General features: G+C 46.7%; 24 protein-coding genes. 23 read left to right on the forward strand and 1 reads right to left on the reverse strand.

Going from position 1 to position 23,034, the window contains the following annotated elements; all coding sequences use genetic code 11:
- Nucleotide 1: 1 nt before the first annotated feature.
- The 23 genes from AAV90_RS12495 (at nt 2) to AAV90_RS12605 (ending at nt 21,121) form a co-directional block, all read left to right on the forward strand.
- On the forward strand, nt 2-928 hold the full coding sequence (locus AAV90_RS12495) for an electron transfer flavoprotein subunit alpha/FixB family protein (protein WP_046499706.1): 927 nt from the start codon (nt 2-4) through the stop codon (nt 926-928).
- A 227-nt stretch (nt 929-1,155) separates the two neighbouring features.
- Nucleotides 1,156-1,839, forward strand: a complete 684-nt coding sequence (locus tag AAV90_RS12500) for a phosphoribosylaminoimidazolesuccinocarboxamide synthase (RefSeq protein ID WP_046499708.1) — start codon at nt 1,156-1,158, stop codon at nt 1,837-1,839.
- Nucleotides 1,840-2,118: 279 nt separating this feature from the next.
- Nucleotides 2,119-2,877 (forward strand): NRDE family protein, encoded by a 759-nt coding sequence (locus AAV90_RS12505; protein WP_046499710.1) that lies wholly within the window; start codon nt 2,119-2,121, stop codon nt 2,875-2,877.
- A 268-nt stretch (nt 2,878-3,145) separates the two neighbouring features.
- Nucleotides 3,146-3,670 carry a 5-(carboxyamino)imidazole ribonucleotide mutase gene (gene purE, locus AAV90_RS12510; protein WP_046499712.1) on the forward strand — a complete coding sequence of 175 codons (525 nt, stop codon included), beginning with the start codon at nt 3,146-3,148 and terminating at the stop codon, nt 3,668-3,670.
- The gene (gene purB / locus AAV90_RS12515) at nt 3,667-4,962 is read left to right on the forward strand and encodes an adenylosuccinate lyase (protein ID WP_046499714.1); all 1,296 of its coding nucleotides are present in this window, start codon (nt 3,667-3,669) and stop codon (nt 4,960-4,962) included. Before purE ends, purB begins: the two co-directional genes overlap by 4 nt.
- Before the next feature lie 33 nt (nt 4,963-4,995).
- Nucleotides 4,996-5,709, forward strand: coding sequence for a phosphoribosylaminoimidazolesuccinocarboxamide synthase (gene purC, locus AAV90_RS12520; protein WP_046499716.1), 714 nt, complete (start codon nt 4,996-4,998; stop codon nt 5,707-5,709).
- 46 nt (nt 5,710-5,755) lie between these two features.
- On the forward strand, nt 5,756-7,183 hold the full coding sequence (gene purF, locus AAV90_RS12525; RefSeq protein WP_046499718.1) for an amidophosphoribosyltransferase: 1,428 nt from the start codon (nt 5,756-5,758) through the stop codon (nt 7,181-7,183).
- 298 nt (nt 7,184-7,481) lie between these two features.
- Nucleotides 7,482-8,519 carry a phosphoribosylformylglycinamidine cyclo-ligase gene (gene purM / locus AAV90_RS12530; RefSeq protein WP_046499720.1) on the forward strand — a complete coding sequence of 346 codons (1,038 nt, stop codon included), beginning with the start codon at nt 7,482-7,484 and terminating at the stop codon, nt 8,517-8,519.
- Nucleotides 8,519-9,151 carry a phosphoribosylglycinamide formyltransferase gene (gene purN / locus AAV90_RS12535; protein ID WP_046499722.1) on the forward strand — a complete coding sequence of 211 codons (633 nt, stop codon included), beginning with the start codon at nt 8,519-8,521 and terminating at the stop codon, nt 9,149-9,151. Before purM ends, purN begins: the two co-directional genes overlap by 1 nt.
- A gap of 80 nt (nt 9,152-9,231) precedes the next feature.
- A complete protein-coding gene (gene purH, locus AAV90_RS12540; RefSeq protein ID WP_046499724.1) occupies nt 9,232-10,749 on the forward strand; it encodes a bifunctional phosphoribosylaminoimidazolecarboxamide formyltransferase/IMP cyclohydrolase in 1,518 nt (505 codons plus the stop codon).
- Nucleotides 10,750-10,887: 138 nt separating this feature from the next.
- Nucleotides 10,888-12,165, forward strand: a complete 1,278-nt coding sequence (gene purD / locus AAV90_RS12545; RefSeq protein WP_046499726.1) for a phosphoribosylamine--glycine ligase — start codon at nt 10,888-10,890, stop codon at nt 12,163-12,165.
- A 289-nt stretch (nt 12,166-12,454) separates the two neighbouring features.
- On the forward strand, nt 12,455-12,997 hold the full coding sequence (locus tag AAV90_RS12550) for a hypothetical protein (RefSeq protein WP_046499729.1): 543 nt from the start codon (nt 12,455-12,457) through the stop codon (nt 12,995-12,997).
- 73 nt (nt 12,998-13,070) lie between these two features.
- Nucleotides 13,071-13,733 carry an HD domain-containing protein gene (locus AAV90_RS12555; protein WP_046499731.1) on the forward strand — a complete coding sequence of 221 codons (663 nt, stop codon included), beginning with the start codon at nt 13,071-13,073 and terminating at the stop codon, nt 13,731-13,733.
- Nucleotides 13,734-13,800: 67 nt separating this feature from the next.
- Complete coding sequence (locus AAV90_RS12560) at nt 13,801-14,127, forward strand: YerC/YecD family TrpR-related protein (protein ID WP_423229778.1); 327 nt, start codon at nt 13,801-13,803, stop codon at nt 14,125-14,127.
- On the forward strand, nt 14,105-15,268 hold the full coding sequence (gene hisZ, locus AAV90_RS12565; RefSeq protein ID WP_046499734.1) for an ATP phosphoribosyltransferase regulatory subunit: 1,164 nt from the start codon (nt 14,105-14,107) through the stop codon (nt 15,266-15,268). Before AAV90_RS12560 ends, hisZ begins: the two co-directional genes overlap by 23 nt.
- Nucleotides 15,269-15,288: 20 nt before the next feature.
- A complete protein-coding gene (gene hisG / locus AAV90_RS12570) occupies nt 15,289-15,945 on the forward strand; it encodes an ATP phosphoribosyltransferase (protein ID WP_046499735.1) in 657 nt (218 codons plus the stop codon).
- Nucleotides 15,942-17,225 (forward strand): histidinol dehydrogenase, encoded by a 1,284-nt coding sequence (hisD, locus tag AAV90_RS12575; RefSeq protein ID WP_046499737.1) that lies wholly within the window; start codon nt 15,942-15,944, stop codon nt 17,223-17,225. Before hisG ends, hisD begins: the two co-directional genes overlap by 4 nt.
- A gap of 1 nt (nt 17,226) precedes the next feature.
- Nucleotides 17,227-17,826, forward strand: coding sequence for an imidazoleglycerol-phosphate dehydratase HisB (gene hisB / locus AAV90_RS12580; RefSeq protein ID WP_046499740.1), 600 nt, complete (start codon nt 17,227-17,229; stop codon nt 17,824-17,826).
- 248 nt (nt 17,827-18,074) lie between these two features.
- Complete coding sequence (gene hisH, locus AAV90_RS12585; RefSeq protein ID WP_046499741.1) at nt 18,075-18,680, forward strand: imidazole glycerol phosphate synthase subunit HisH; 606 nt, start codon at nt 18,075-18,077, stop codon at nt 18,678-18,680.
- Between the two features lie 2 nt (nt 18,681-18,682).
- The gene (hisA, locus tag AAV90_RS12590; protein ID WP_046499743.1) at nt 18,683-19,417 is read left to right on the forward strand and encodes a 1-(5-phosphoribosyl)-5-[(5-phosphoribosylamino)methylideneamino]imidazole-4-carboxamide isomerase; all 735 of its coding nucleotides are present in this window, start codon (nt 18,683-18,685) and stop codon (nt 19,415-19,417) included.
- Nucleotides 19,417-20,202, forward strand: coding sequence for an imidazole glycerol phosphate synthase subunit HisF (gene hisF, locus AAV90_RS12595; protein WP_046499745.1), 786 nt, complete (start codon nt 19,417-19,419; stop codon nt 20,200-20,202). The genes hisA and hisF overlap by 1 nt, the downstream gene beginning before the upstream one ends.
- The gene (gene hisIE, locus AAV90_RS12600) at nt 20,199-20,849 is read left to right on the forward strand and encodes a bifunctional phosphoribosyl-AMP cyclohydrolase/phosphoribosyl-ATP diphosphatase HisIE (protein WP_046499748.1); all 651 of its coding nucleotides are present in this window, start codon (nt 20,199-20,201) and stop codon (nt 20,847-20,849) included. Before hisF ends, hisIE begins: the two co-directional genes overlap by 4 nt.
- Nucleotides 20,850-20,935: 86 nt before the next feature.
- On the forward strand, nt 20,936-21,121 hold the full coding sequence (locus tag AAV90_RS12605) for an H-type small acid-soluble spore protein (protein ID WP_046499749.1): 186 nt from the start codon (nt 20,936-20,938) through the stop codon (nt 21,119-21,121).
- A 230-nt stretch (nt 21,122-21,351) separates the two neighbouring features.
- On the opposite strand, the gene AAV90_RS12615 is transcribed toward AAV90_RS12605, so the two are convergent.
- Nucleotides 21,352-22,845 carry a B12-binding domain-containing radical SAM protein gene (locus tag AAV90_RS12615; protein ID WP_046499753.1) on the reverse strand — a complete coding sequence of 498 codons (1,494 nt, stop codon included), beginning with the start codon at nt 22,843-22,845 and terminating at the stop codon, nt 21,352-21,354.
- Nucleotides 22,846-23,034 lie beyond the last annotated feature (189 nt).

Below are 23,034 nucleotides of genomic sequence, written 5' to 3' on the forward strand. Positions count from 1 at the left end.
TATGGCAGGAATACTGATATATAGTGATAAAACCCCTTACGCGCTGGAATTAGTAACGGCTGGACAAATAGTTGCCAAAGATCTGGGTTTGCCTCTGCAGGCGGTCAGTATCAATGATGCTGACCAGGCAGTTGAACTGGGTAAACGGGTTGAAGTTTATAAGATTGCAAATGATGACATTAACCTGGCCGATACGGCTGCGGTTGCTTCAGCCCTAAAACAGACTGCCGAACAGGTGTCTGCCAATATTATTTTACTGTCCTCCAACCGGCGGGGCAAAGAAGTTGCCGGAAGATTGGCCCAATCCTTGCAAGCCGGCTGCTTAAGTGATGTAAACAGCTTCACAATCAACAGCGGCAAAATTGAGTGCTCCCGTAATGCGTTAGGTGGAGCAACGGTCGCTGTGCAACAGATTGAAACGGCTAATCAGGTTATTGCGATTATGCCCAAGGCCTTTGAAAAGGCTCCCGAAGGCAGCGGCAGCCTGCATGAGTTGACTGTAGAGGTACGGCCCCGGATTAAAGTACTGGAGGTAAAACCCAAGGCCGGAGACAGTGTGGACATAGAAGCGGCCGACATCCTGGTGGCAGTTGGACAGGGCCTGGAAAACCAAGGAGATCTGGCCAAGGTGGAAGCAATTGCCAAAGCCCTGGGAGGAGAGGTGGCTTGCTCCAAACCAATAGCCACCGATAAAAAATGGCTGTCTGAAGAAAGAATCATCGGCTTGTCCGGAAAGAAGTGCAAGCCTAGTTTGGCTATCGTAATGGGAATATCCGGGCAGGTGCAGTTTACGGTCGGTATTAGGGATGCCAAAACCATTGTGGCCGTCAATAATGATGAAAATGCCGATATCATGCGTATGGCTGATTATATCATGGTGGCCGATTTGGAAGATGTACTGCCGGAGTTGATCCAGGCATTAAGCTAGATTATGACAAGTGCATAAAGTTGATAAAGAGGGAGAAATCCCTCTTTACTTAATGGGAGGAAATAAATGCGGCTGGTGCGCTTATATTTCAGATATAGATAGGCTTTGCAGGCAATGGATTACACTTATTTATGAATTGTAGACTTGGCATCAGGAAAAACCACATTGATTTTTGGCACAGATATGCTTATAATTGTCCCCAAATAATGGGCGAAAGGAAAGTGGCAATGGAAGTAGTTTATACCGGTAAAACCAAGGATGTTTATCGTCAGGAGGATGGCAATTTCCTGCTCAAATTCAAAGATGATGCCACCGGAACCAACGGTGTATTTGATCCTGGTTCCAATACGGTGGGGCTGACTATAGAAGGGGCAGGCCGAGCCGGTCTGCGTTTGACCAAGTTCTTTTTTGAAGTATTGCAAGAGCATAATATTCCCACCCACTACATTGATGCTGATATTGAAAAAGCAACCATGACTGTAAAGCCAGCCGTTCTTTTTGGCGATGGTCTGGAGGTAATTTGTCGGCTAAGAGCGGTTGGTAGCTTCTTGCGGCGTTATGGCGCTTATGCGCAGGAAGGACAGCCCCTGGATTACTTTGTGGAGGTTACTTTAAAAGATGATGCGCGCGAGGATCCGCCTATAACCGAAGATGCACTGGATATGCTGGGAATCCTCTCCAAGGCTGAATATCAGATTCTAAAAGATCTTACCCGGCGGATTACGCAAGTGGTTGAAGCGGAATTGGCTAAAAAAGGCATTGAGCTTTATGATATCAAATTTGAATTTGGACGGGTAGGTCCAGAACAGCAGATTGTACTGATCGATGAGATTTCCGGCGGCAATATGCGGGCTTTCAAGGATGGCAGGCATATTCAGCCCTTGGAACTGGAAGAACTCATGTTGGCGTAGAAAATTAAAACCGGAATCACTACGATTCCGGTTTTAATTAACTCCACCTTAAATTCGGAAATGGACGCCGATAACGCCGATTTTCGCGGTTTTAATAGACACAGATTACACAGATAAAACAGTTTTACACTTATTATGACCGAAGTTCATATCAGTAGTACCCGTAGGGCGCAACCCTGGCCCGTTTCACTGAGCGCCCGTGGTTAAATAATATCTATAAAAACCGCATAAATCCGTGTAAACCTGCGTTATCCGCGTCTATTTAATGAGGGAGGAAATATGTGCCTGATTATTTTTGCCTACGATTATCATCCCCGCTATCGACTGGTGGTAGCTGCTAATCGAGATGAGTTTTACGAGCGTACCGCCCGGCCAGCCGCTTTTTGGCCGGATGAGCCTCTGATCCTGGCCGGCAGGGATCTAAAAGAGGGCGGAACCTGGATGGGGGTTACCAGAGAGGGGCGGTTTGCCGGTCTGACCAATTTCCGAGATCCTTCCAGTTATAAACCAGATGCTCCTTCCCGCGGGCACCTGGTTCAGAACTACCTGACCAGTCGGCTTGATCCTGAATCTTTTATAGCCAATCTGGCAGATAAGGGGGCGGCGTATAACGGTTTTAATCTTTTAATGGGAACGTATGATTCATTATACTGCTTTTCCAACCGTGATAAACAGCTATGCGAAATTGAGCCGGGCATTCATGGCCTAAGCAACGGACGTCTTAATGAGCCCTGGCCCAAAGTACGCCAAGGAATAAAAAAAATGGCCGATTGCCTGCAGCAGGATTCTTGCACAGCGGAACCTTTGTTTAGGATTATGGCCGACCAGGAGCAGCCGCCCGACCAGGACTTACCCCGAACCGGTGTCAGCCTGGAAACTGAGAGGATGCTGTCCCCTGCTTTTGTAACAAGCCCCAGGTACGGTACCAGGGTCTCAACAGTTATACTGGCAGAACGAAGTCAGCGCATACGCTTCTGGGAGCGCAGCTTTGTTCCGGGTAATCCGCATGATTTTAATGAAGTTCATTTCGAATTTTAAGAGGCACCAACTCCCTGCTGGGGTTGTTGACACCCCTGGAAAGCTCTGCTAATATCAAAATATATCGGGTATAATAATATATGAGCACGAAAGTGTGTCTAGGGTTCCGCGTGCAGAAGCATGGGCAGGACCGAGTGACACAGGTGTTTTATAAAGCACTACACCGTATAGGGATAAAAGCCCAGGCGGACAGGTTTCGGTTGCGAAGCCATTCCGCTTGGGTTTTTACATTGGCAAAATAAGCAATTAACAAGGAGCGTGAAGATTAATGGCCCGGATTGGGATAATAATGGGAAGTGATTCGGATTTGCCCATTATGAAAGATGCCTGTGATATACTGGATGAGTTTCAGGTGGATTATGATGTAACGGTTTGTTCAGCCCACCGGCTTCCCCATGAGACTGCCGAGTATGCCACCGGTGCTGAGGATCGGGGGTTGGAAGTAATTATCGCCGGAGCCGGAGGAGCAGCCCACTTGCCTGGGGTAATTGCCGCCTTTACTATTTTGCCGGTAATCGGCGTGCCTATTAAAACCAGTACGCTATCGGGAATTGATTCTTTGTATTCTATCGTCCAAATGCCCAAAGGGATTCCGGTTGCTACGGTAGCCATTAACGGAAGCGCCAATGCTGCTCTCTTGGCTCTGGAAATGCTGGCTTTAAAGGATACCGATATTAAAAACCAACTCCTTAAGTACCGTCAAAAGATGAGTGCTGAGGTTTTGCAAAAAGATCAGCTCTTAAAAGAACTGGGGCATAGCAAATACTTAAAACAGAAGGAGGCCGGTTCATGATAGCAAGGTATACTCTGCCTGAGATGGGGGCTATCTGGTCGGAAGAAGGCAAGTTGAACAACTGGCTTAAAATAGAAGTTGCTGCCTGTGAAGCTTGGGCCAGCCTCGGCAAGATACCTCCTGAAGCAGTTAAAACCATTAAAGAACGGGCATGCTTTGATATTGATCGGGTTCGCGAAATCGAAGCTGAAGTAAGGCATGATGTGATTGCCTTCCTGACCAATGTGGGTGAATATGTAGGGGACGCTTCCAAGTATATTCACTTGGGGCTTACTTCCTCGGATATATTGGACACCGGTATTGCCATGCAGATGAGAGATTCCGCCGATATCATCCTGCTCAAACTGGAAAAACTTAAAGGGGTTATTAAAGAAAAAGCCCTGGAACACAAATATACCATGTGTATTGGCCGAACCCATGGGGTACACGGTGAACCGACTACATTTGGTCTGAAAATGGCTCTGTGGTACACGGAAATGGAGCGCAATATAGAACGCTTAAAACAGGCTCGCGATATTATCTCCTATGGGGCGATATCAGGGGCTGTAGGCAATTTTGCCCACTTGGATCCCCGGGTGGAAGAGTATGTCTGTGAACAACTCAACCTCAAACCCTGTCTTGTTTCAACCCAGATTATTCAACGGGATCGCCACGCTGATTTTTTAACAAATCTGGCGGTTGTAGCCAGCTCGCTGGAAAAAATGGCTACCGAAATACGCAACCTGCAAAGAACCGATATTCTGGAAGCCGAAGAGCCCTTTAAGAAAGGACAAAAAGGCTCCTCAGCCATGCCGCATAAACGCAATCCCATGATGAGTGAAAGAGTCGCTGGTTTATCCCGCATAATCAGAGGAAATGCCTTGGCTTCCCTGGAAAACGTATCTCTCTGGCATGAGCGGGATTTAACCCATTCATCGGTAGAGCGGGTAATAATACCGGATAGCTGTATCCTTCTGGACTATATGCTGGAAAAATTTACCGACATTATGGAAGGCCTGGTGGTATATGAAGCCAATATGGCAAAAAATATTGAGACTACCCTAGGCCTGGTCTTTTCCCAACAGTTATTGCTGGTCTTGGTAGGAAAAGGACTTTTGCGGGAACAGGCATATAGTATGGTGCAGGGAAATGCCATGCGTAGTTGGCAGGAGAAGATCGATTTTAAGCAAATGGTTTTAAACGATAAAGAGATTATGAAGCTGATTTCAGTCGAGGAACTGGAACAGATTTTTGATTATGGGATATATACTGCCAATGTGGATTATATATTTAAACGCTGTGGTTTGAGTTAAAGCCCGGTTTTTTTAATCTGAGGAGGGAATAATATGCAGGTAGGAGAATTTCTTTATGAAGGCAAAGCCAAACAAATCTTTGCCACTGACGATGCAAAGGTTGTTTTGATTAAATACAAAGATGATGCTACGGCTTTTGACGGGCAAAAGAAGGGAACGATTGTAAACAAAGGTATAATCAACAACCGGGTTTCCAACCTGCTTTTTCAGCTCCTGGAAAAGGAGGGTATCGAAACCCATTTCATCAAACAGCTTAATGAGCGCGATACCCTGGTTAAAAAACTGGCTATTATCCCCATAGAAGTGGTGGTCAGAAATGTAATTGCAGGTAGTCTCAGCCAGCGTACTGGCAAAGCTGAAGGCGTTGAATTATCTGAGCCGGTAGTTGAGCTATATTATAAAAACGATGAACTGCATGACCCCATGATTAATGAGTACCATATACGGGTAATGGGCTGGGCAACTACGGAGCAGATTCAGGAAATGGATCGGCTGGCGCATGAAATTAATGCGGTGCTAAAACAATTCTATGATAGCATCGGTATTATTTTGGTAGATTTTAAACTAGAGTTTGGACTTTACGAAGGCCGGGTGGTTCTGGGTGATGAAATTTCCCCGGATACCTGTCGCCTTTGGGACAAAGTGAGTCTGGAAAAACTGGACAAAGATCGTTTTCGCAGGGATATGGGCAAAGAAGCCGAAGCCTACCAGGAAGTCGTTAAAAGAATAGAAGCCGTTTTGGCGTAAAGATGATGCGGTTTAGAGGTTCGGCAATCTAAGGGGAGGCTATAATATGTTTTTTGATCAAAGTGAAATGGTGTCTGGTACCGATAGTAAATGGAAAGATGAATGTGGTGTTTTTGGGATTTTCATGAATAAGCCGCCCGCCAGCACCGATGCCGCCCGCAACACCTTTTACGGGCTGTATGCCTTGCAGCATCGCGGACAGGAGAGTGCTGGCATTGCGGTTTCCGATGGGGACAGTATTAAGCTGCATAAAGGCATGGGGCTGGTTTCCGATGTCTTTAAAACCCGTCATATAGATGAACTGCCCGGGCATATAGCGATTGGCCATGTGCGTTATTCAACGACCGGAGGCAGCGCGGTAGTCAATGCACAACCCCTGGTGTTTCATTACCTGAATGGTATGGTGGCCCTGACCCACAACGGCAACTTAACCAATACCCTTGAACTGAGAAAACGATTGGCAACGTATGGCTCAGTTTTTCAGACAACGACTGATACTGAAGTAATTGCCAATCTCCTCGCCCGTTATTCCCAGGACAAGATGGAGGATGCCTTGGCCAAATGTATGATCGATATTAAAGGGGCTTTTGCGCTTATTATTATGACTGAGGATCGTCTGGTAGGGGTTCGGGATCAAATGGGCATACGTCCTTTGTGTATCGGAAATTTAAATGGTGATTTTATACTGGCTTCGGAATCAGCAGCCTTGGACACCGTAGGAGCGAAGCTGGTTCGGGATGTTAAACCAGGAGAAATTATCGTAATTGACAAGGAGGGAATGCGTTCCCTGCAGGTCGTACATTCCCCCCGGCAAGCCCACTGTATATTTGAATATATTTACTTCGCTCGTCCAGACAGCACCTTAGATGGCATAAATGTAAACCGAGCCCGCCGCGAACTGGGCAAACAATTAGCCCGCGAATGCAAAATTGAGGCAGATATTGTTATTGCCGTACCGGATTCAGGAACAGCGGCTGCTCTGGGATATTCGGAAACTTCCGGTTTGCCTTTTGAAGAAGGGCTTATGAAAAACCGCTATATTGGCCGCACCTTTATTCAGCCTACCCAGCAGATGCGTGAACTGGGAGTAAGGTTGAAACTCAATGCCGTTCCCGAGGTCGTGGCCGGCAAACGGGTCGTAATGGTAGATGATTCCATTGTGCGGGGAACGACCAGCAAAAAAATTGTGCAGATGCTGCGCAATGCTGGTGCAGCTGAAGTGCACATGGTGGTGGCATCGCCTCCCACCAAGTTTTCCTGTTATTACGGAATAGATACTTCCCGTCAGGAAGAACTTATTGCCAACATCATGAGTAATGAGCAGATAAAAGAGTTTATCGGGGCGGATAGCCTGCACTATATCAGCATGGAGGGGATGTTTGCCGCCCTAAAAAATGATGCCGACAATTATTGTGCAGCCTGTTTCAGCGGGAAATATCCAGCCGGCATAGAAGCGACTCGGATAAACAATTAAATTGATATGCCTGGCATATTAACCCAGCAGGGCGCAAGGAAACAACCATCCTGAAAATCGTTACGTTATACGGATGGAAAAGCTCTGCTTTTCACCGGAAGCTATAGTTTCCGCAAACTTACGAGGCAGATAATCGCAAGTTGTCCTGTCTTTAACATAACCGATAATGGGTTTCCCAGCGGAAGCTGAAACATCACCCTACGGGCACTACTGATATGTTTTATAATTAAGGTTGCCGAGTTAATACGCGTTATCCGCGTCTGTAAAAAACATTAATGTTAAAACCAGGAGGTTCTATATGGAAAACGAAGGATTGACTTATAAAAAAGCCGGGGTAGATATCGATGCCGCCAATTACTCCGTGGATTTGATCAAGAAGTGGGTAGGCCGTACCAAAAGGCCGGAAGTGCTGGCGGATATAGGTTCCTTCGGGGGTTTTTTTGCTCTAAATAATCAAAAGTATAGGGAACCGGTGCTGGTATCAGGCACCGATGGGGTAGGGACTAAATTGCGGATTGCCCAAATGATGGGGATTCATCACACAGTGGGTATAGATCTGGTGGCAATGTGTGTCAATGATATTCTGGTTCATGGGGCAGAGCCTCTGTTTTTTCTGGATTATATTGCGATAGGCAAGCTCCAGCCTGAACTGGTGGAAGCTTTAGTACAGGGCGTCAGCGAAGGTTGTGTGCAGGCCGGGTGTGCCCTAATTGGGGGGGAAACCGCTGAAATGCCCGGCTTTTATAAAGAGGATGAATATGACCTGGCCGGCTTTACAGTCGGGGTGGTTGATAAAGGCAAGTTGATTAACGGGGACGCCATTGAAGAGGGGGACGTCCTGATCGGTCTGCCTTCTTCCGGCATCCACTCTAACGGATACTCCCTGGCGCGCCAAGCCTTGCTGGGAGAAGCCGGATTAAAGCTTGATGATCAGCTTGACGAACTGGAAAAGAGTCTGGGCGAAGAACTGCTGACACCTACCCGTATTTATGTTCCCTCCGTATTGGCTTTGCTGGAAGAGACAAATGTGAAAGGAATGGCTCATATCACCGGAGGCGGCATTGCTGAAAACCTGCAAAGAAGCATTCCGCCGGGATTGGGGGCAGAAATCGATTCTGCCGCCATTAATACCCCGGCGATTTTTAAACTCATCCAAGCCCGAGGACGGGTACCACGTGAGGAGATGTTTAAGACATTTAATATGGGAATAGGCTTTATTATCGCCCTTGCTCCACAGCAACTTGATAAAGCGTTAAATTGCTTGCGCGTTAAAGGAGAAAAGCCTATAATGATTGGAAAGATTACTGCCCAATCTGCGGAGGTCGTGATTAGATAATGGAAAGAATCATAGAACCACAATGTTTGCAGTTGGCAGTTATGGCTTCAGGGCGTGGCAGCAATTTTGCAGCTATACAGGAAGCCATTGAAAATGGCCAACTAAACGCCCAAATCAAAATATTAATCAGTGACAAGGAATATGCGCAAGCACTCAAAATAGCTGAGCAGGCTGGTATTACCGCTTGTTTTATTGATCCACGGAAGTTTAATGATAAAGCCGCCTATGAAACGGAAATCGTAAAAAAACTTCATGAAAACAATGTTGACATTTTAGTTCTGGCCGGCTTTATGCGCTTAGTGGGGCCGGTGTTGCTAAATGCCTTCCCCCGGAGAATACTAAATATTCATCCGGCTCTGTTGCCTTCGTTCCCGGGTTTGCATGCCCAGCGACAGGCAGTCGATTATGGGGTGAAATTCAGCGGTTGCACCGTTCATTTGGTAGATGATGGGGTTGATACAGGCCTAATTATTGCTCAGGCAGTCGTGCCGGTTTTACCGGATGATAACGAGGATACCTTGGCAGAACGTATCCTCGTTGAAGAACACAGATTATACCCGCAGGTATTGCAATGGATCGCGGCAGGCAAGGTGTTTATTGACGGATCAAGATCTATTGTTAAGGACTGTTAAGCAAAGGTACTGCTTGAAACCCGTAACATACATATTGCAGACATACAGCTATGAACAACAAGCAGAAGGGGTTGACAATTATGAAAAGAGCACTAATCAGTGTTTCTAACAAAGAAGGCGTAGTCGATTTTGCCAAAGGACTGGAGAAACTGGGTTATGAGATTATTTCCACCGGCGGCACTTATAATACGCTCAAGGATGCCGGGGTTAGGGTAATAAAAGTGGCTGATATCACCGGCTTTCCAGAAATTCTTGATGGCCGGGTAAAAACCTTGCATCCCAGAATTCATGGCGGCATTCTTGCCCGAAGGATTCCTGCGCACATGGAGCAACTGGAAGCCAACCAGATTGATACTATTGATATCGTGGCTGTTAATCTTTATCCTTTCCGGGAAACGATCAGCAAGGCCGGAGTTACAGTTGAGGAAGCGATAGAGAATATTGATATCGGCGGCCCCAGCATGGTGCGTTCGGCTGCCAAAAACTACGAAGATGTGATTGTAGTCGTAAAACCGGAATTCTACTGGCCGGTATTAAAGGAACTGGAAACGGAGGGCAATATAAGCAAAACAATGCGTTTGCAACTGGCCCTGGAAGCTTTTTCTCATACGGCTGCTTACGATGCCATGATTTCCGCTTATCTGGCCGGTTTAACCAACGATACCTTCCTTGACAACATGGTAGTTGCCGGTGAAAAGGTTTATGATCTCCGCTATGGGGAAAACCCTCATCAAAAAGCCTGTTTTTATCGCAACATGACACCAGGAACCAGCTTGGCAGATGCCCAGCAGCTGAATGGGAAAGAACTGTCGTACAACAATATTATTGATACCCAGGCGGCTTGGGCACTGGTCAAAGAATTTGACCAAACCGCCTGTGTCATTATTAAACATACCAATCCTTGTGGTACAGCTACTGCTGATACATTGGTTGAAGCTTATGACAAAGCGTTCGCTGCCGATCCGGTATCTGCTTTTGGCGGTATTATAGCCTTCAACCGCCAAGTAGATTTAGCTACAGCCCGTAAAGCGGCGGAACCTTTCATGGAGTGTATTATAGCTCCTGGTTATGATGACGATGCCCTGGAATGCTTGCAGACTAAAAAGAATCTGCGCGTCTTGGCCTTGGAAATAAATACAGAACCGGAACTGCAAATCAGATCGGTTGAAGGCGGTTTTGTGGTCCAGGAGGCTGATCAGGCCGAAGTCACCGCGGCTGACTTGCAGGTGGTAACCGAGACTGCACCTAGTGCAGAAGAAGTAAAAGATTTGTTATTTGCCTGGAAGATTGTCAAACACGTAAAATCTAACGCTATCGTTGTCGCCAAGGATGGTGTCAGCATTGGGGTGGGGGCCGGACAGATGAACCGGGTAGGTTCGGCTGCGATTGCCTTGCAGGATGCGGAAAAATGTCGGGGGGCAGTTATGGCCTCAGATGCTTTTTTCCCTTTTAAAGATACCGTTGAACTGGCTGCCGCCCAAGGTATCAAAGCCATCATCCAGCCCGGAGGCTCGGTGCGTGACCAGGAAAGTATCGATGCCTGCAACCAGCACGGTATAGCCATGGTATTCACCGGTATTCGCCACTTTAAGCATTAATTGTATAAAAGGTTTTTTAGGTGCAGGAGGACGATGAAGCTTCTTATGTGCGCTGCAATTCTAAAAGCGGCCCGGCACCGAACCTGAGTGCTAACCGTTGGGGGTTATTAGATTACGGAACATCGAGGGGAGATATATATGGGCAAGAAAATACTGGTTATTGGTTCTGGGGGTCGGGAACATGCCCTGGTCTGGAAGCTGGCTCAGAGTCCGCAGGTTAATAAAATCTATGCTGCACCCGGCAACCCGGGAATGGCTGACTTGGCCGAATGTCTCGAAATTGCGGTTACAGATGTTGAGGCCCTGGTTGAGTTTGCCCAAAACCAGGCTATTGACCTGACTGTGGTCGGGCCGGAAGCGCCTTTAACCCTGGGAATTGTGGATCGTTTTCAGGCGGCTAACCTGAAAATATTTGGACCTAATGCTACTGCAGCGCGTTTGGAGGGCAGCAAGGTATTCTCCAAAAACCTGTTTAAAAAATATGGAATTCCAACGGCCCGTTTTGAAGTTTTTGAGGAAGCTCAAAAGGCAAAAGATTTTGCCCGCCATTTAACTGAAAACGGTGCCGGAGCAGTCGTAAAAGCTGATGGACTAGCCGCCGGCAAAGGTGTGGTGGTGGCAGCTGATTATGCTGAGGCTGCTGCCGCCATTGACAGCATATTGACTGACAAGGCCTTCGGTGCAGCCGGTGACAAGGTTTTGGTAGAAGAATGTCTGCAGGGAGAAGAGTTAAGTTTTTTTGCCATCAGTGACGGCCAAAACTATGTATCTCTGCTGGCCGCTCAGGATCACAAAAGGATTTATGATAATGATAAAGGCCCTAATACTGGCGGTATGGGGGCGTATACCAATCCTCCTCTTTATAATGAAGAATTAAAGCAAGAGATCTTAACCAAGATCATCGAACCTACTATTAAAGCCATGCAAATGGAGGGCTGTCCGTATCGAGGGGTATTATACGCCGGATTGATGATAACCCCGCAAGGCCCCCGGATTTTGGAATACAATGCCCGCTTTGGTGACCCGGAAGCTCAGGTGCTGATGCCCATGATTAAGGGAGACCTGCTCCCTATACTGGAAGCTGCGGCAGACGGCAACCTGGGAAACGAAAGCCCGGAAATTAATGAAGGCGCCTGCGTCGCTGTGGTTTTGGCTTCCGGCGGCTATCCGGGAGAATATCAGAAAGGATATGTTATTCAGGGCCTGGATAAGTTAAACCCTGATACGATCGTTTTCCAAGCGGGTACGGCCCTAAAAGACGGCCGGCTTGTAACAGACGGCGGTCGGGTTCTGGCGGTGGTCGCGCAGGCCGTATCCATCCCGGCAGCACAAAAGAAAGTCTATCAAGAGATCGAGAAAATTCATTTTAAGGATATGCACTACCGGCGTGATATTGCCAGCAAGGCACGGATTTAATGAGAAAATAGACGCGGATAACGCGGATTTACGCGGCTACCTTAACAGCGACCGTTAGGGAGCACCAGTAGTACCCGCAGGGTGCTACCTTAATAGCGATCCGGCAATTTGTAGGGGCGACCTCTATTCGCCCGATGTAGCGGATGCTTTAGCTTCCGCTAGGAAACGAAGTTTCCAATCCGTAACACACGAAGCTATTTTGTTGGAGATTGCGGTCGGCACTCAACTTGAGTGCCAGGCTATACTTTTTTTGCTTTAATGATGTGTATAGCTAAAGGGAGGGATGGGAGTGGACGCGGCCAATTCACCAATTAAACCTTTCATAAGGGTTTTCTTATTTGTTACGGTGTTGACGATGCTGTTTTTCGCTCCTACCCGGGAGTTTTTAAAAATTACTTTTATAATGGGTATTCCTGGTTTGCTGTTTTATTCTCTTATGGGCCGTCAGACTCGCTATTCTCCGCTTTGGATAATATGCGGCCTTTTGGTTTTGGGTGTTTTACTGTTTTATGGGTATCTGCTGCTGCATCTGCCCGAACGTATTGAATCCCGCGAAATTATCAGCCAGGGCGGAACCCTGGTGGCTGAAGGCAAATATGACCAGGCGATTGATAAATATAAGCAGCTGGAAAAACTGGGGCAGAAAGCCAAAATGGAAGATAAGATAAGTCAGGCCCGCCTGGAAAAAAGTGCTCAACAGCAATTGGAGCAGGCCAGACAGAAATTGGCCGCCGGTGATAAGCAAGGAGCCCGGGAGATAATTGAAAAGATTCCTCCCGGTACACGGGCAGCATCCCAGGCTCGCGAATTGCGCTCCCAGCTAAAACCGTAGACTGCTCGAATTGGTTGGCAGGCCTTTAAAAATAATAACACAGGATGATATTTGCAAATGGAGGTGTAGGGCAATGGTAACCCTTGAAATGGTTAAAAACAACCCTATTATTCAGGAATTTATGGACTCCGGGAATGCTTTTTTGGGCAATATCGGAGCCATAGAACATAATTTGCATCATGCTGAATTAACCGCCCGTCTGGCCTCGGGTATCCTGGATGAACTGGATTTTCCTCCCCGGGAGGCGGAATTAGCAGCCATAGCCGGTTACCTGCATGATATTGGCAACCTGATTAATCGCTATGGACACGGGATGTCAGGAGCCTTAATTGCTTTTTCGGTACTGATGGAGATGGACATGGATGCCGATGAAATTGCCATCATCATGGGAGCTATCGGCAATCACGAAGAACATGCCCAAGGCTGTGCCGTTAACAACGTGGCGGCTGCACTTACCCTGGCAGACAAGTCTGATGTTAATCGCTCCCGAGTCCGCAAAACAGATCAGACTACTTTTACACCCCGCGACCGGGTAAATTATGCCGCTACTCATTCCGAAATTATCATCCAGGCAGAAGAGCGCATTATAACAATGAAGCTTGAAATAGACACCAACGTATGTTCAGTTATGGAGTTTTTTGAGATATTTCTTACTAAAATGATGATGTGCCGACATTCAGCAGAATTCCTAGGCTGTGAATTCAAATTAGTAATAAACAACACCCGTCTATTATAGTCAGTCGGGGACAGTCCTCCTAGACGCTCGGCGGGGATTGTCCCTCTCCACTCAACAAAGGAGGGATATATTGAGTTTCACACCGCATTGGAAGGATAAAAACTCCGAGTTGCTGGTCAAAGCTTTACTGAGTCTTAAAACCGAAGAAGAAGTCTGGCGTTTATTGGATGATCTTTGCACGATTGCGGAGGTAAAGGCTATGACCCAGCGCATACATGTAGCCAAGCTGCTCTTTGAAGATACTACCTATAATATTATTGCCCGGGAGACAGGAGCCAGCACAGCTACCATCAGCAGGGTAAACCGCTGTCTAAACTACGGTGCCGATGGTTACCGCACGGTACTTGACAGGCTGAAAAAGGAGGCCGAAGATGAAAAACAGACAAATACCTAAAGGTCTGCGCGATTTTTTGCCTAATGAAGTTAAAAACCGCAGGAAGCTTGAGCAAAAGGCCATCGAAGTATTTACTGCTTTTGGGTATAAAGAAGTTCTCACACCTACCTTTGAGTTTTTGGAGGTAGTGGAAACTGGTGCGGGCAAAAACCGGGAGAAACTCTTTTTATTTATGGATCGGGAAGGCGGCATACTATCCCTGCGTCCGGAAATGACCGTATCGATTGCCCGCTTGGCAGCCATGCATTTAAAAGATAGCAGTTTTCCACAGCGTTTTTTCTATTCGGCTAACGTTTTCCGTCATGTTCAGCCTCATTTGGCTCAATACCGGGAATTCTGGCAAATCGGTATTGAAATGCTGGGGGCCTCAGGTCCCTGGGCTGATGCCGAAGTTATAAACCTGGCGGTAAAAATACTTAAGGCCATGGGACTGGATAATTTTAAAATCAGCATCAACCAGATCGGAATATTTAACAGTCTTTTGGCAGACTGTCCGGTTAGTCCTGATGAAAAAGACAACATCCGCAATCTGGTGGAGATAAAGGATCTGGTGGAACTGTCCCGGTGTCTTGATACCTTGCCGGTGCCAGATTTATTAAAAGAAACGATTGCTCGTTTGCCTATCCTGCATGGGGGCTTGGAAGTATTAAACCGGATTCCCTATGTTGAAAAAAATAAAGCCGCCAACGAGGCTGTGGAGGAATTGCTGCGGGTCTATGAGGCGTTGCAAGCCTTTGGGGTGGAAGAACATATAGTTGTTGATATGGGTGTCTTGCGGGATCTGGAAATGGATTATTATACCGGCATCATTTTTGAAGGTTATTCCCCTGAACTAGGTTATGGATTGCTGGGGGGAGGACGTTACGATAATCTCTTAGGGCAGTTCGGTTTCCCCTGTCCGGCGACCGGTTTTGCCCTGGGAATGGATCGCCTGGCTCTGGTATTGACCAATCAGGAGCAGGAACCCCCGCATTATATTCTGGGGGGCAAAAATCTGCAGGTTTTAGCGGCGCGGGCAGATCAACTGCGGCATGAAGGCAAAATCGTTGAATTAGATGTAGAAGCAGCCAGTCGGGAAGTACTGGAGGAAAAAATCCGGGACCGCGATGATTTAATTATGATCTATCTGGATGATGAGTAAAAATGGGGAGGTAAGCGAATATGGACAGCTGTTTAACGATTGCCCTGTCCAAGGGAACCTTGTTAAAACCTACAGTTGAACTGCTTGAGCAGGCTAATCTTCCCTGTGCCGGCATCACAGCCGATAGCCGCAACATGGTTTTTAGCTTTACCGGCGACCCGGAGATAAGGTATATTATCTGCCGTCCTACTGACGTACCTGCGTATGTTGAACATGGTGCGGCAGATCTGGGTTTTGTCGGCAAGGATGTCATTGTTGAACAGGGTAAGGATTTATTTGAAATGGTGGATCTCAAATACGGTTACTGCCGGTTTGTAGTAGCGGTGCCGGCTGAAGACAAAGATTTAAAACTCCAGGATCTTAACTATAAAAGGGTTGCTACCAAGTTTCCAGCCGTAGCGGAACGCTTTTTTCGCGCCAACGGGCTGCAGGTGGAGATCATTACCCTGCATGGAAATATTGAATTAGCTCCCCTGATGGGGTTGTCAGATGTGATTGTAGATATCGTGTCTTCAGGCCGAACCCTTAAAGAGAATAATCTAGTCGAATTAGTCAGTATAATGGACTCTACTACGCGCTTAGTTGCCAACCGGGTCAGTTACAGGACCAAACACCAGGAAATTCAGCCCTTGGTAGAGAAAATACAAATGATTGTGAAAGGTGGAATAATAACATGAAAATTCGCAGACTGAGCCCCCGGGACGATCTAACCGCTTTTTTGGCCGCTCATCAAACCGACATGAAAAAGTATGAACAAAGTGTGCAGGAGATAGCAGCCGCAGTAAAAACACAGGGCAATCAGGCCGTTTTCGAATTCACCTTACGCTTTGACGGCGTTGCAATCAATGCAGATAACTTTATGGCCAGCGAACAGGAAATTGAAGAAGCCTATGATCTGGTAGATGACGATTATATTTTTGCCCTACGCAAAGCGATTGACAACATTGATTTTTTCCATGGTAAACAGTTGCGCAATTCCTGGATGGAACCTGATGAGAAAGGCAATATCCTGGGACAGGTTTATCGTCCCCTGGAAAGGGTGGGAATCTATGTGCCCGGCGGAACCGCAGCTTACCCGTCTTCGGTCTTGATGAATGCCATTCCCGCCCAGGTTGCGGGAGTGGAAGAAATAGCCATGGTCAGCCCTCCGGATCGCGATGGCAAAATGAACCCTTATACCCTGGTGGCGGCAGCCGAATTAGGCATCAGTGAAATTTACAAAATGGGAGGCGCCCAGGCTGTGTTTGCCTTGGCCTGGGGAACCCAGACAATTAAAAAAGTTGATCTGATCACTGGACCCGGCAATATTTACGTAACCCTGGCCAAGAAAATGGTCTATGGAGATGTCAATATCGATATGCTGGCTGGCCCTAGTGAAATTCTGATAATCGCCGACTCTACTGCCCGCCCCGACTATCTGGCTGCGGATATGATGTCCCAGGCGGAACATGATGTTTTGGCACGCAGTATTCTGGTGACTGACGATAAAAAGCTGTTGGATAAGGTTGAAGAGGAGATTAATAAGCAAATAGCCGGTCTGTCCCGGCGGGAGATTATTGAAAAATCACTGGCTGATTATGGAGCCTTTATACTGGTTGAAGACATAAACCAGGCCTGTCAGGTATCCAATCTCGTGGCACCTGAACATCTGGAATTGATGGTAGATAAACCTTTTGAAATTATAAGCAGAATTCATAATGCCGGGGCTATATTTATGGGCAGTTATACCCCGGAGCCGGTGGGTGATTATCTGGCGGGTCCCAACCATATTCTTCCCACCGGCGGAACCGCCCGGTTTTATTCTCCGGTAACCGTAGATACATTTATGAAAGCCTCCAGCATAATCTGCTATTCCCGGGAAGGATTGCAGGATGATGCTGATGACATTATTAAACTGGCGGAAGTAGAAGGGCTGACGGCTCATGCCAACAGCCTGCGGGTCAGGAAGGAGAATTAGAATGGGGGAGAATCGTATTGCCAGGGTCGTGCGCAAAACGACTGAAACCGATATCGTACTGGAGCTTAATTTAGATGGAGATGGAAGCCATCAAATCGATACCCCGATACCCTTTCTAAACCATATGCTGATCTTGTTTTCGGTTCATAGTCGGTGTAATCTAAGTGTTTCAGCCCTGGGCGATGTGGCTGAAGTAGATGATCACCATACCGTTGAAGATATCGGAATCTGTTTGGGCCAGGCCTTAAAAAAAGCCCTGGGAGAAAAACATGGCATTAACCGCTACGGAGAAGTTACCCTGCCGATGGATGAGGCTTTGGTACGGGTAGTTATGGATTTATCAGGCAGGCCTTACCTGGCATATAATGTAGCCGTACCTGTATCAAATATCGGGAATCTGGCTACCGAAAATATCCGGGAGTTTTTTCAGGCAGTCGTTAATCAGGCTGAAATCAACCTGCATATCGATCTATTGCGCGGTGAAAATTCCCATCACATTTTAGAAGCTACCTTCAAGGCTTTTGCCCGGGCCTGGCGGCAGGCAGCCACAATTGTATCCGAGGTTGAAGGCGTTTGGTCCTCCAAAGGCAAGCTGACTTAGTAGTTTAGCGGATAACGCGGACTTACGCGGATTTATACGGCAACCTAAATAGCGACAGTTAAGGGAGGACTAGAAATCCCTGAAGGGGGATTTTATCTTTAATTAACAATACGCTATTGGCAGCACCATCGCATATGCTCAAAAACCTAGTTTTTTTGAGCGGATGCATAGACCCACCACCGTAGCGGAAGCTTTAGCTTCCGCTGGGAAACCCAACTAAAAAACCACTCAACGGGGGAGGTAGTTATTTGATTGCCATTATCGATTATGGTATGGGTAATCTGGCCAGTGTGGGCAATGCTTTTGCCAAACTGGGTTATCAGGCCGTGATTACCCAGGATCCGGAGGAGATTCTGACGGCATCCCAGGTGGTGCTGCCGGGAGTAGGAGCCTTCGCAGATGCCATTAAGAATATTAAAAACCGAGGAATCGATCAGACCATCTTTGAACTTGTAAACCGCCAGACACCTCTGTTGGGGGTATGTCTTGGTTATCAGCTGCTATTTACTGAAAGTCAAGAGGATGGGATTCATAGGGGTTTGGATGTGATTCCCGGAACAGTGGAAAAGATTAAGGCTTCCCCAGGTTATAAAGTACCTCATATTGGCTGGAACAGTGTTGCAACCAAGGCGGAAAGCCGTTTGTTCACCGGGATACCCACGGGCAGCTATTTTTATTTCGTTCATTCCTATCATGTTGTGCCCGAGAATCAGGAAGTAATGGCAGCGACTACCGATTATGGGATCAGGATTGTGTGTGCGGTGGAAGAAAACCATATTATGGCAACCCAGTTTCATCCTGAAAAATCAGGTGTTGTAGGTCTTCGAATACTTAGAAATTTTGGAGAGATGTAATTATGATTATCTATCCCGCCATTGATTTAAAAGACGGGCAGTGTGTGCGTCTGGTGCAGGGCAAGGTGGAAAACAAAACCGTTTATTCATCCGATCCGGCAGCTATGGCTGCTTCATTCCAAGCACAGGGCGCCCAGTGGCTGCATATTGTGGATCTGGATGGGGCCTTAAATGGTCAACCCCAAAACCTTAAGGCCATTAAGCAGATCGCCGGCCGTATTGATATACCCTTTCAGGTAGGTGGTGGTATGCGCCGCCTGGAAGATATCGCTGCGGTTCTGGAAATAGGGGCGAGCCGTGTTATTATTGGAACCCGCGCAGTTACCAGCCCGCATTTTATGGAAAAAATATTAAAAGAATTCGGTTCGGATAAGATCATTCTAGGTCTGGATGCCAGGGAAGGGATGGTGGCTATTGAAGGCTGGGTGGAAAAATCCAGTTTGGATGCCCTTGTTTTTGGCAAGCAAATGCATAGTCTGGGGTTTAAAACAGCAGTTTTTACTGATGTCTCCCGCGATGGGCTATTACAAGGGCCTAACCTGGATTTTACCCGTACAATAGCTGAACAAACCGGTTTGAGTATTATTGCTTCCGGAGGTGTATCCAGTGTGGAAAATATAAAAAGCCTCCGGGAAATTGAAAAAAAAGGTGTAAGCGGCGTAATTATCGGCAAGGCCCTCTACGATGGAAAAATCACCATCCAAGAGGCCCTGGATGCAGCGAAGGGAGGTCACTGATGCTGGCGAAAAGAATAATCCCCTGCCTGGATGTCCATGGCGGCAGGGTAGTTAAAGGGGTTAATTTTGTAAATCTGCAGGACGCCGGTGATCCGGTTGAGCTGGCCGCCTATTATGATAAAGAAGGAGCCGATGAACTGGTATTTCTCGATATTTCCGCTTCTTCTGAAGAACGTCAGACTATGATCGAAGTGGTAAAGAATACTGCTAAAGAAGTTTTTATCCCCTTCGCGGTGGGAGGCGGAATCCGCAACCTGGATGATATCCGCAATATTTTAAGGGCAGGGGCCGACAAGGTATCTATTAATTCGGCGGCTGTCAATGATCCCACCCTTATTACCGAGGGGGCGCGCCGCTTCGGTAGTCAATGTATGGTTGTAGCAATAGATGCCCGCCGCAATCCAGTTGGATCTCAGCCTGCGGAACGCCAGACTCCCGAATGGGAAGTCTATATCAACGGAGGGCGTACCCCGACCGGCCTGGATGCGTTGCAATGGGCACAACGGGCAGAAGCCCTCGGAGCCGGGGAGATACTATTAACCAGTATGGACAAAGACGGAACCAAAGACGGTTACGACCTGGAATTAACCGCCGCGGTATCGAGCGGCCTGTCAATTCCGGTAATCGCTTCGGGAGGAGCCGGAAATCTGGAACATTTGCGGGCTGCTTGTGTGGAAGGAAAAGCCGATGCGGTATTATGCGCTTCTATTTTCCACTACCGGGAATACACGATTAGGCAAGCCAAAGAATATTTAGCAGCTAGAGGGGTAGCGGTAAGATTATGATAAAAAATATTAAATTTGATGAACAGGGCTTAGTGCCTGCTATTATACAGGATGTCAACAGCGGCCAGGTATTGATGCTGGCCTATATGAATGAGGATGCCCTAAGCCAAACCATGGCGAGCGGTTTTACCTGTTTTTATTCCCGCAGCCGCACAGCCCTGTGGAGCAAAGGGGAAACCTCCGGCCATGTGCAAAAAGTAAGAGAAATATTATATGACTGCGATGCAGATACGCTCCTTATTAAGGTTGAGCAAACCGGTGCGGCTTGCCATACCGGGCACTACAGCTGTTTTTATCGCAATATCGAAGGCGAGGAAGTAGAACCGGCCAGATTTAATCTGGAGCAGATATATGATGCGCCTGCCGGGCCAGGTATCCTCTATGAACTCTATAATGTCATCATCGAGCGACAGGCCAAGCTGCCGGAAGGCTCCTATACTACCTATCTATTCACCCAAGGACTGGATAAGATCCTCAAAAAGGTAGGCGAAGAAAACGCCGAAGTCATCATCGCAGCCAAAAACCGCAGCCAGGAAGAAGTAATCTATGAAACCGCTGATCTGCTCTATCACCTGCTGGTACTTTTAGTCGAGCAGGGGGTAGAACTAAACGACATTTTTGCCGAACTAAAATCCCGGCATAAGTAAGTTGTTTCTTCTATGACAGCAGGAATAATAATTCTATCCCTTTTAAGGAATACTAACCCCAAAGCATAATGGAGGGATAGTTATATATGGATATTGAAAGGGCCAGAAGTATTTTCAACTCAACGGAGACTATTGGGGTTTTATACCAGGGTACGCCGGTTTGGATTGAAGCTATTCAGGACGAAAAAAACGCTGTCATACTTTTTCCGAGTAACCGGGAACGGTATCGGGTGCCGGTGAAAAACCTTATTGAAAAACACGAGGTATACTAACTATCGTTAGTAAGGGTATAGAATTTTCAAAAGGTGGTTGTGTGCCTGGCAAAAATAGTGGCGAAAAAAATGCAACCAGATAATGATCATATCGCGGTAAATAAGGCAGAACCGCCTGTTAGCCGGGCAAATGGGCGGCAGGTGGTTCTGTTATTAGGAGGGGCTGGAAAATCCCAAAGCGATACGCCTGTTTTACTGTTATCCAACCCGATTGTATTCCAATTTAATTATTAGGGCTTTAAGACTAATTTGGCTTTTTGACCGAGATTGCGCAGCCTTAGCATTCTATTCATTATGAGATGTAAACGGTAAATATTTTTCAATCCCCTATTATTTTGCAGATTACTTTCTAATTTTTTTAATATCGGACGCAAGGCGGGGAACTGAGTCAGGAATATCATACTGGTCCAACAAGTAAGTTCATCAATATTATCTGAGGAAGATACATCCCAGTACCAGCTATTAAACTGTTCTTCCAAACTCCCATACATTTTGGCGTTCATTTCCTCGTAGGTGTAATACCCGGCATCCAAAGCCATCTGTACAATGTCCGTACCGGGGAGAAAATGCAGACCGTGGATTTGCAGTTCAAAAGGAGGTTCCAGCTCTAAACATAGGTAGTAAGTTTCCTTCAGTTCCTCAAGTGATTCAAAGGGATGATGGATCATAAAGTCATAGATTACTTTGGGCACCTTACATTCAGCTAGAACCCGGCTGCAGTTGATAATTTCTTCTTGAGATTCATTGCGTTGGAACACTTCTTTACGGATTCGAGGGGAGCCACTTTGTATTCCCACCACAATCTGATAAAGTCCGGCTTCCACTAGGTTGCTAATAATCCGGTGATTAACCATTAAGGGATGTCCCCAGACTCTAAAAGGAATGCCAATCTCCTGAGCGTAGCGTTGGCTAAATTCTTCCACCCAACCGGGCTCATTAGAAAAAATCTCATCCCAAAAATGGATTACTTTTAAGTTTGGCAGGGCTTTTTTCGCTTGATTTAATTCTGCCAGGACACTGTCTACGCTACGAAAACGCATATATTTACCTTTACCCTTATATATCCTGCGTAAATTAATTGAACTGCAGTAGGAGCATTTATAAGGGCATCCCCGGGAAGCAGTCAATTCATAGGTGAACCCACCCATTTGCGGATCCCCGACCGCAATTTTATCAGCGTTGATAGAGTAAAAGTCCAGATCACCGATGGAGGGAAAACCGAGTTCATCCACATCAACTATGGGCCGAACATCATTAACTACTATTTGTCCACTACTATCCTTATACGCCAGGTTGGCCATTTGCGAAGGATCTTCTCCCTCCCGCAGGGTGTCAAACAACTCCCCTATTGCTTCCTCGCCTTCACCGCGGATGACATAGTCAGCGTATTCCAGTGCGTGATCGGGAAATAAAGTTGCATAAACGCCTCCCCATACCACCGGGAGGTTAAAGTATTTTTTTATGGTGTCATTAACCAGATATACCGACTCCAAATATAGGGAAGACATAACACTTAGGCCTATAAAAGAGGGTTCGGTCTTATTTATAAGTTCAACCAGTAATTGTAATTCTTTTTCCGATACTTTGCTGGGAGAAATACTGTTAAAGTCTTTGAAAAAAACCGCTACCACTTTATAACCGTTTTTTTTGAGGGCTTCAGCCAAGTACCTAACCCCCAGTGCCTTTTGATTATAAAAAGCAATAAGCATAACAGTGTCTTTCACTATAATTTCCTCTCCTTGTAAAGGCTTTGTCCGGGCACATGGCTTTTAATGTAGCCTAAGACAGCCGTGTTTTTTAAATTGGTTTTCTTCATTGCAGATTGCAAAAGCTGATTCAATTGGGCTACATGTAGCCATGCATTTATATTACAATTGTAGTACAGTATATACTACAGTTGTAGTATATAATAG

The organism is Syntrophomonas zehnderi OL-4 (assembly GCF_000983115.1).
Lineage (GTDB): Bacteria > Bacillota > Syntrophomonadia > Syntrophomonadales > Syntrophomonadaceae > Syntrophomonas_B > Syntrophomonas_B zehnderi.

Coding starts and splice junctions, on each gene's coding strand:
- purB (WP_046499714.1), top strand. CDS start 3,667: ATGATAGCAAGGTATACTCTGCCTGAGATGGGGGCTATCTGGTCGGAA.
- hisF (WP_046499745.1), top strand. CDS start 19,417: ATGCTGGCGAAAAGAATAATCCCCTGCCTGGATGTCCATGGCGGCAGG.
- AAV90_RS12555 (WP_046499731.1), top strand. CDS start 13,071: ATGGTAACCCTTGAAATGGTTAAAAACAACCCTATTATTCAGGAATTT.
- AAV90_RS12500 (WP_046499708.1), top strand. CDS start 1,156: ATGGAAGTAGTTTATACCGGTAAAACCAAGGATGTTTATCGTCAGGAG.
- purE (WP_046499712.1), top strand. CDS start 3,146: ATGGCCCGGATTGGGATAATAATGGGAAGTGATTCGGATTTGCCCATT.
- purN (WP_046499722.1), top strand. CDS start 8,519: ATGGAAAGAATCATAGAACCACAATGTTTGCAGTTGGCAGTTATGGCT.
- AAV90_RS12495 (WP_046499706.1), top strand. CDS start 2: ATGGCAGGAATACTGATATATAGTGATAAAACCCCTTACGCGCTGGAA.
- hisZ (WP_046499734.1), top strand. CDS start 14,105: ATGAAAAACAGACAAATACCTAAAGGTCTGCGCGATTTTTTGCCTAAT.
- hisIE (WP_046499748.1), top strand. CDS start 20,199: ATGATAAAAAATATTAAATTTGATGAACAGGGCTTAGTGCCTGCTATT.
- purC (WP_046499716.1), top strand. CDS start 4,996: ATGCAGGTAGGAGAATTTCTTTATGAAGGCAAAGCCAAACAAATCTTT.
- hisA (WP_046499743.1), top strand. CDS start 18,683: ATGATTATCTATCCCGCCATTGATTTAAAAGACGGGCAGTGTGTGCGT.
- AAV90_RS12605 (WP_046499749.1), top strand. CDS start 20,936: ATGGATATTGAAAGGGCCAGAAGTATTTTCAACTCAACGGAGACTATT.
- purH (WP_046499724.1), top strand. CDS start 9,232: ATGAAAAGAGCACTAATCAGTGTTTCTAACAAAGAAGGCGTAGTCGAT.
- purD (WP_046499726.1), top strand. CDS start 10,888: ATGGGCAAGAAAATACTGGTTATTGGTTCTGGGGGTCGGGAACATGCC.
- AAV90_RS12505 (WP_046499710.1), top strand. CDS start 2,119: ATGTGCCTGATTATTTTTGCCTACGATTATCATCCCCGCTATCGACTG.
- purM (WP_046499720.1), top strand. CDS start 7,482: ATGGAAAACGAAGGATTGACTTATAAAAAAGCCGGGGTAGATATCGAT.
- hisG (WP_046499735.1), top strand. CDS start 15,289: ATGGACAGCTGTTTAACGATTGCCCTGTCCAAGGGAACCTTGTTAAAA.
- purF (WP_046499718.1), top strand. CDS start 5,756: ATGTTTTTTGATCAAAGTGAAATGGTGTCTGGTACCGATAGTAAATGG.
- hisB (WP_046499740.1), top strand. CDS start 17,227: ATGGGGGAGAATCGTATTGCCAGGGTCGTGCGCAAAACGACTGAAACC.
- hisD (WP_046499737.1), top strand. CDS start 15,942: ATGAAAATTCGCAGACTGAGCCCCCGGGACGATCTAACCGCTTTTTTG.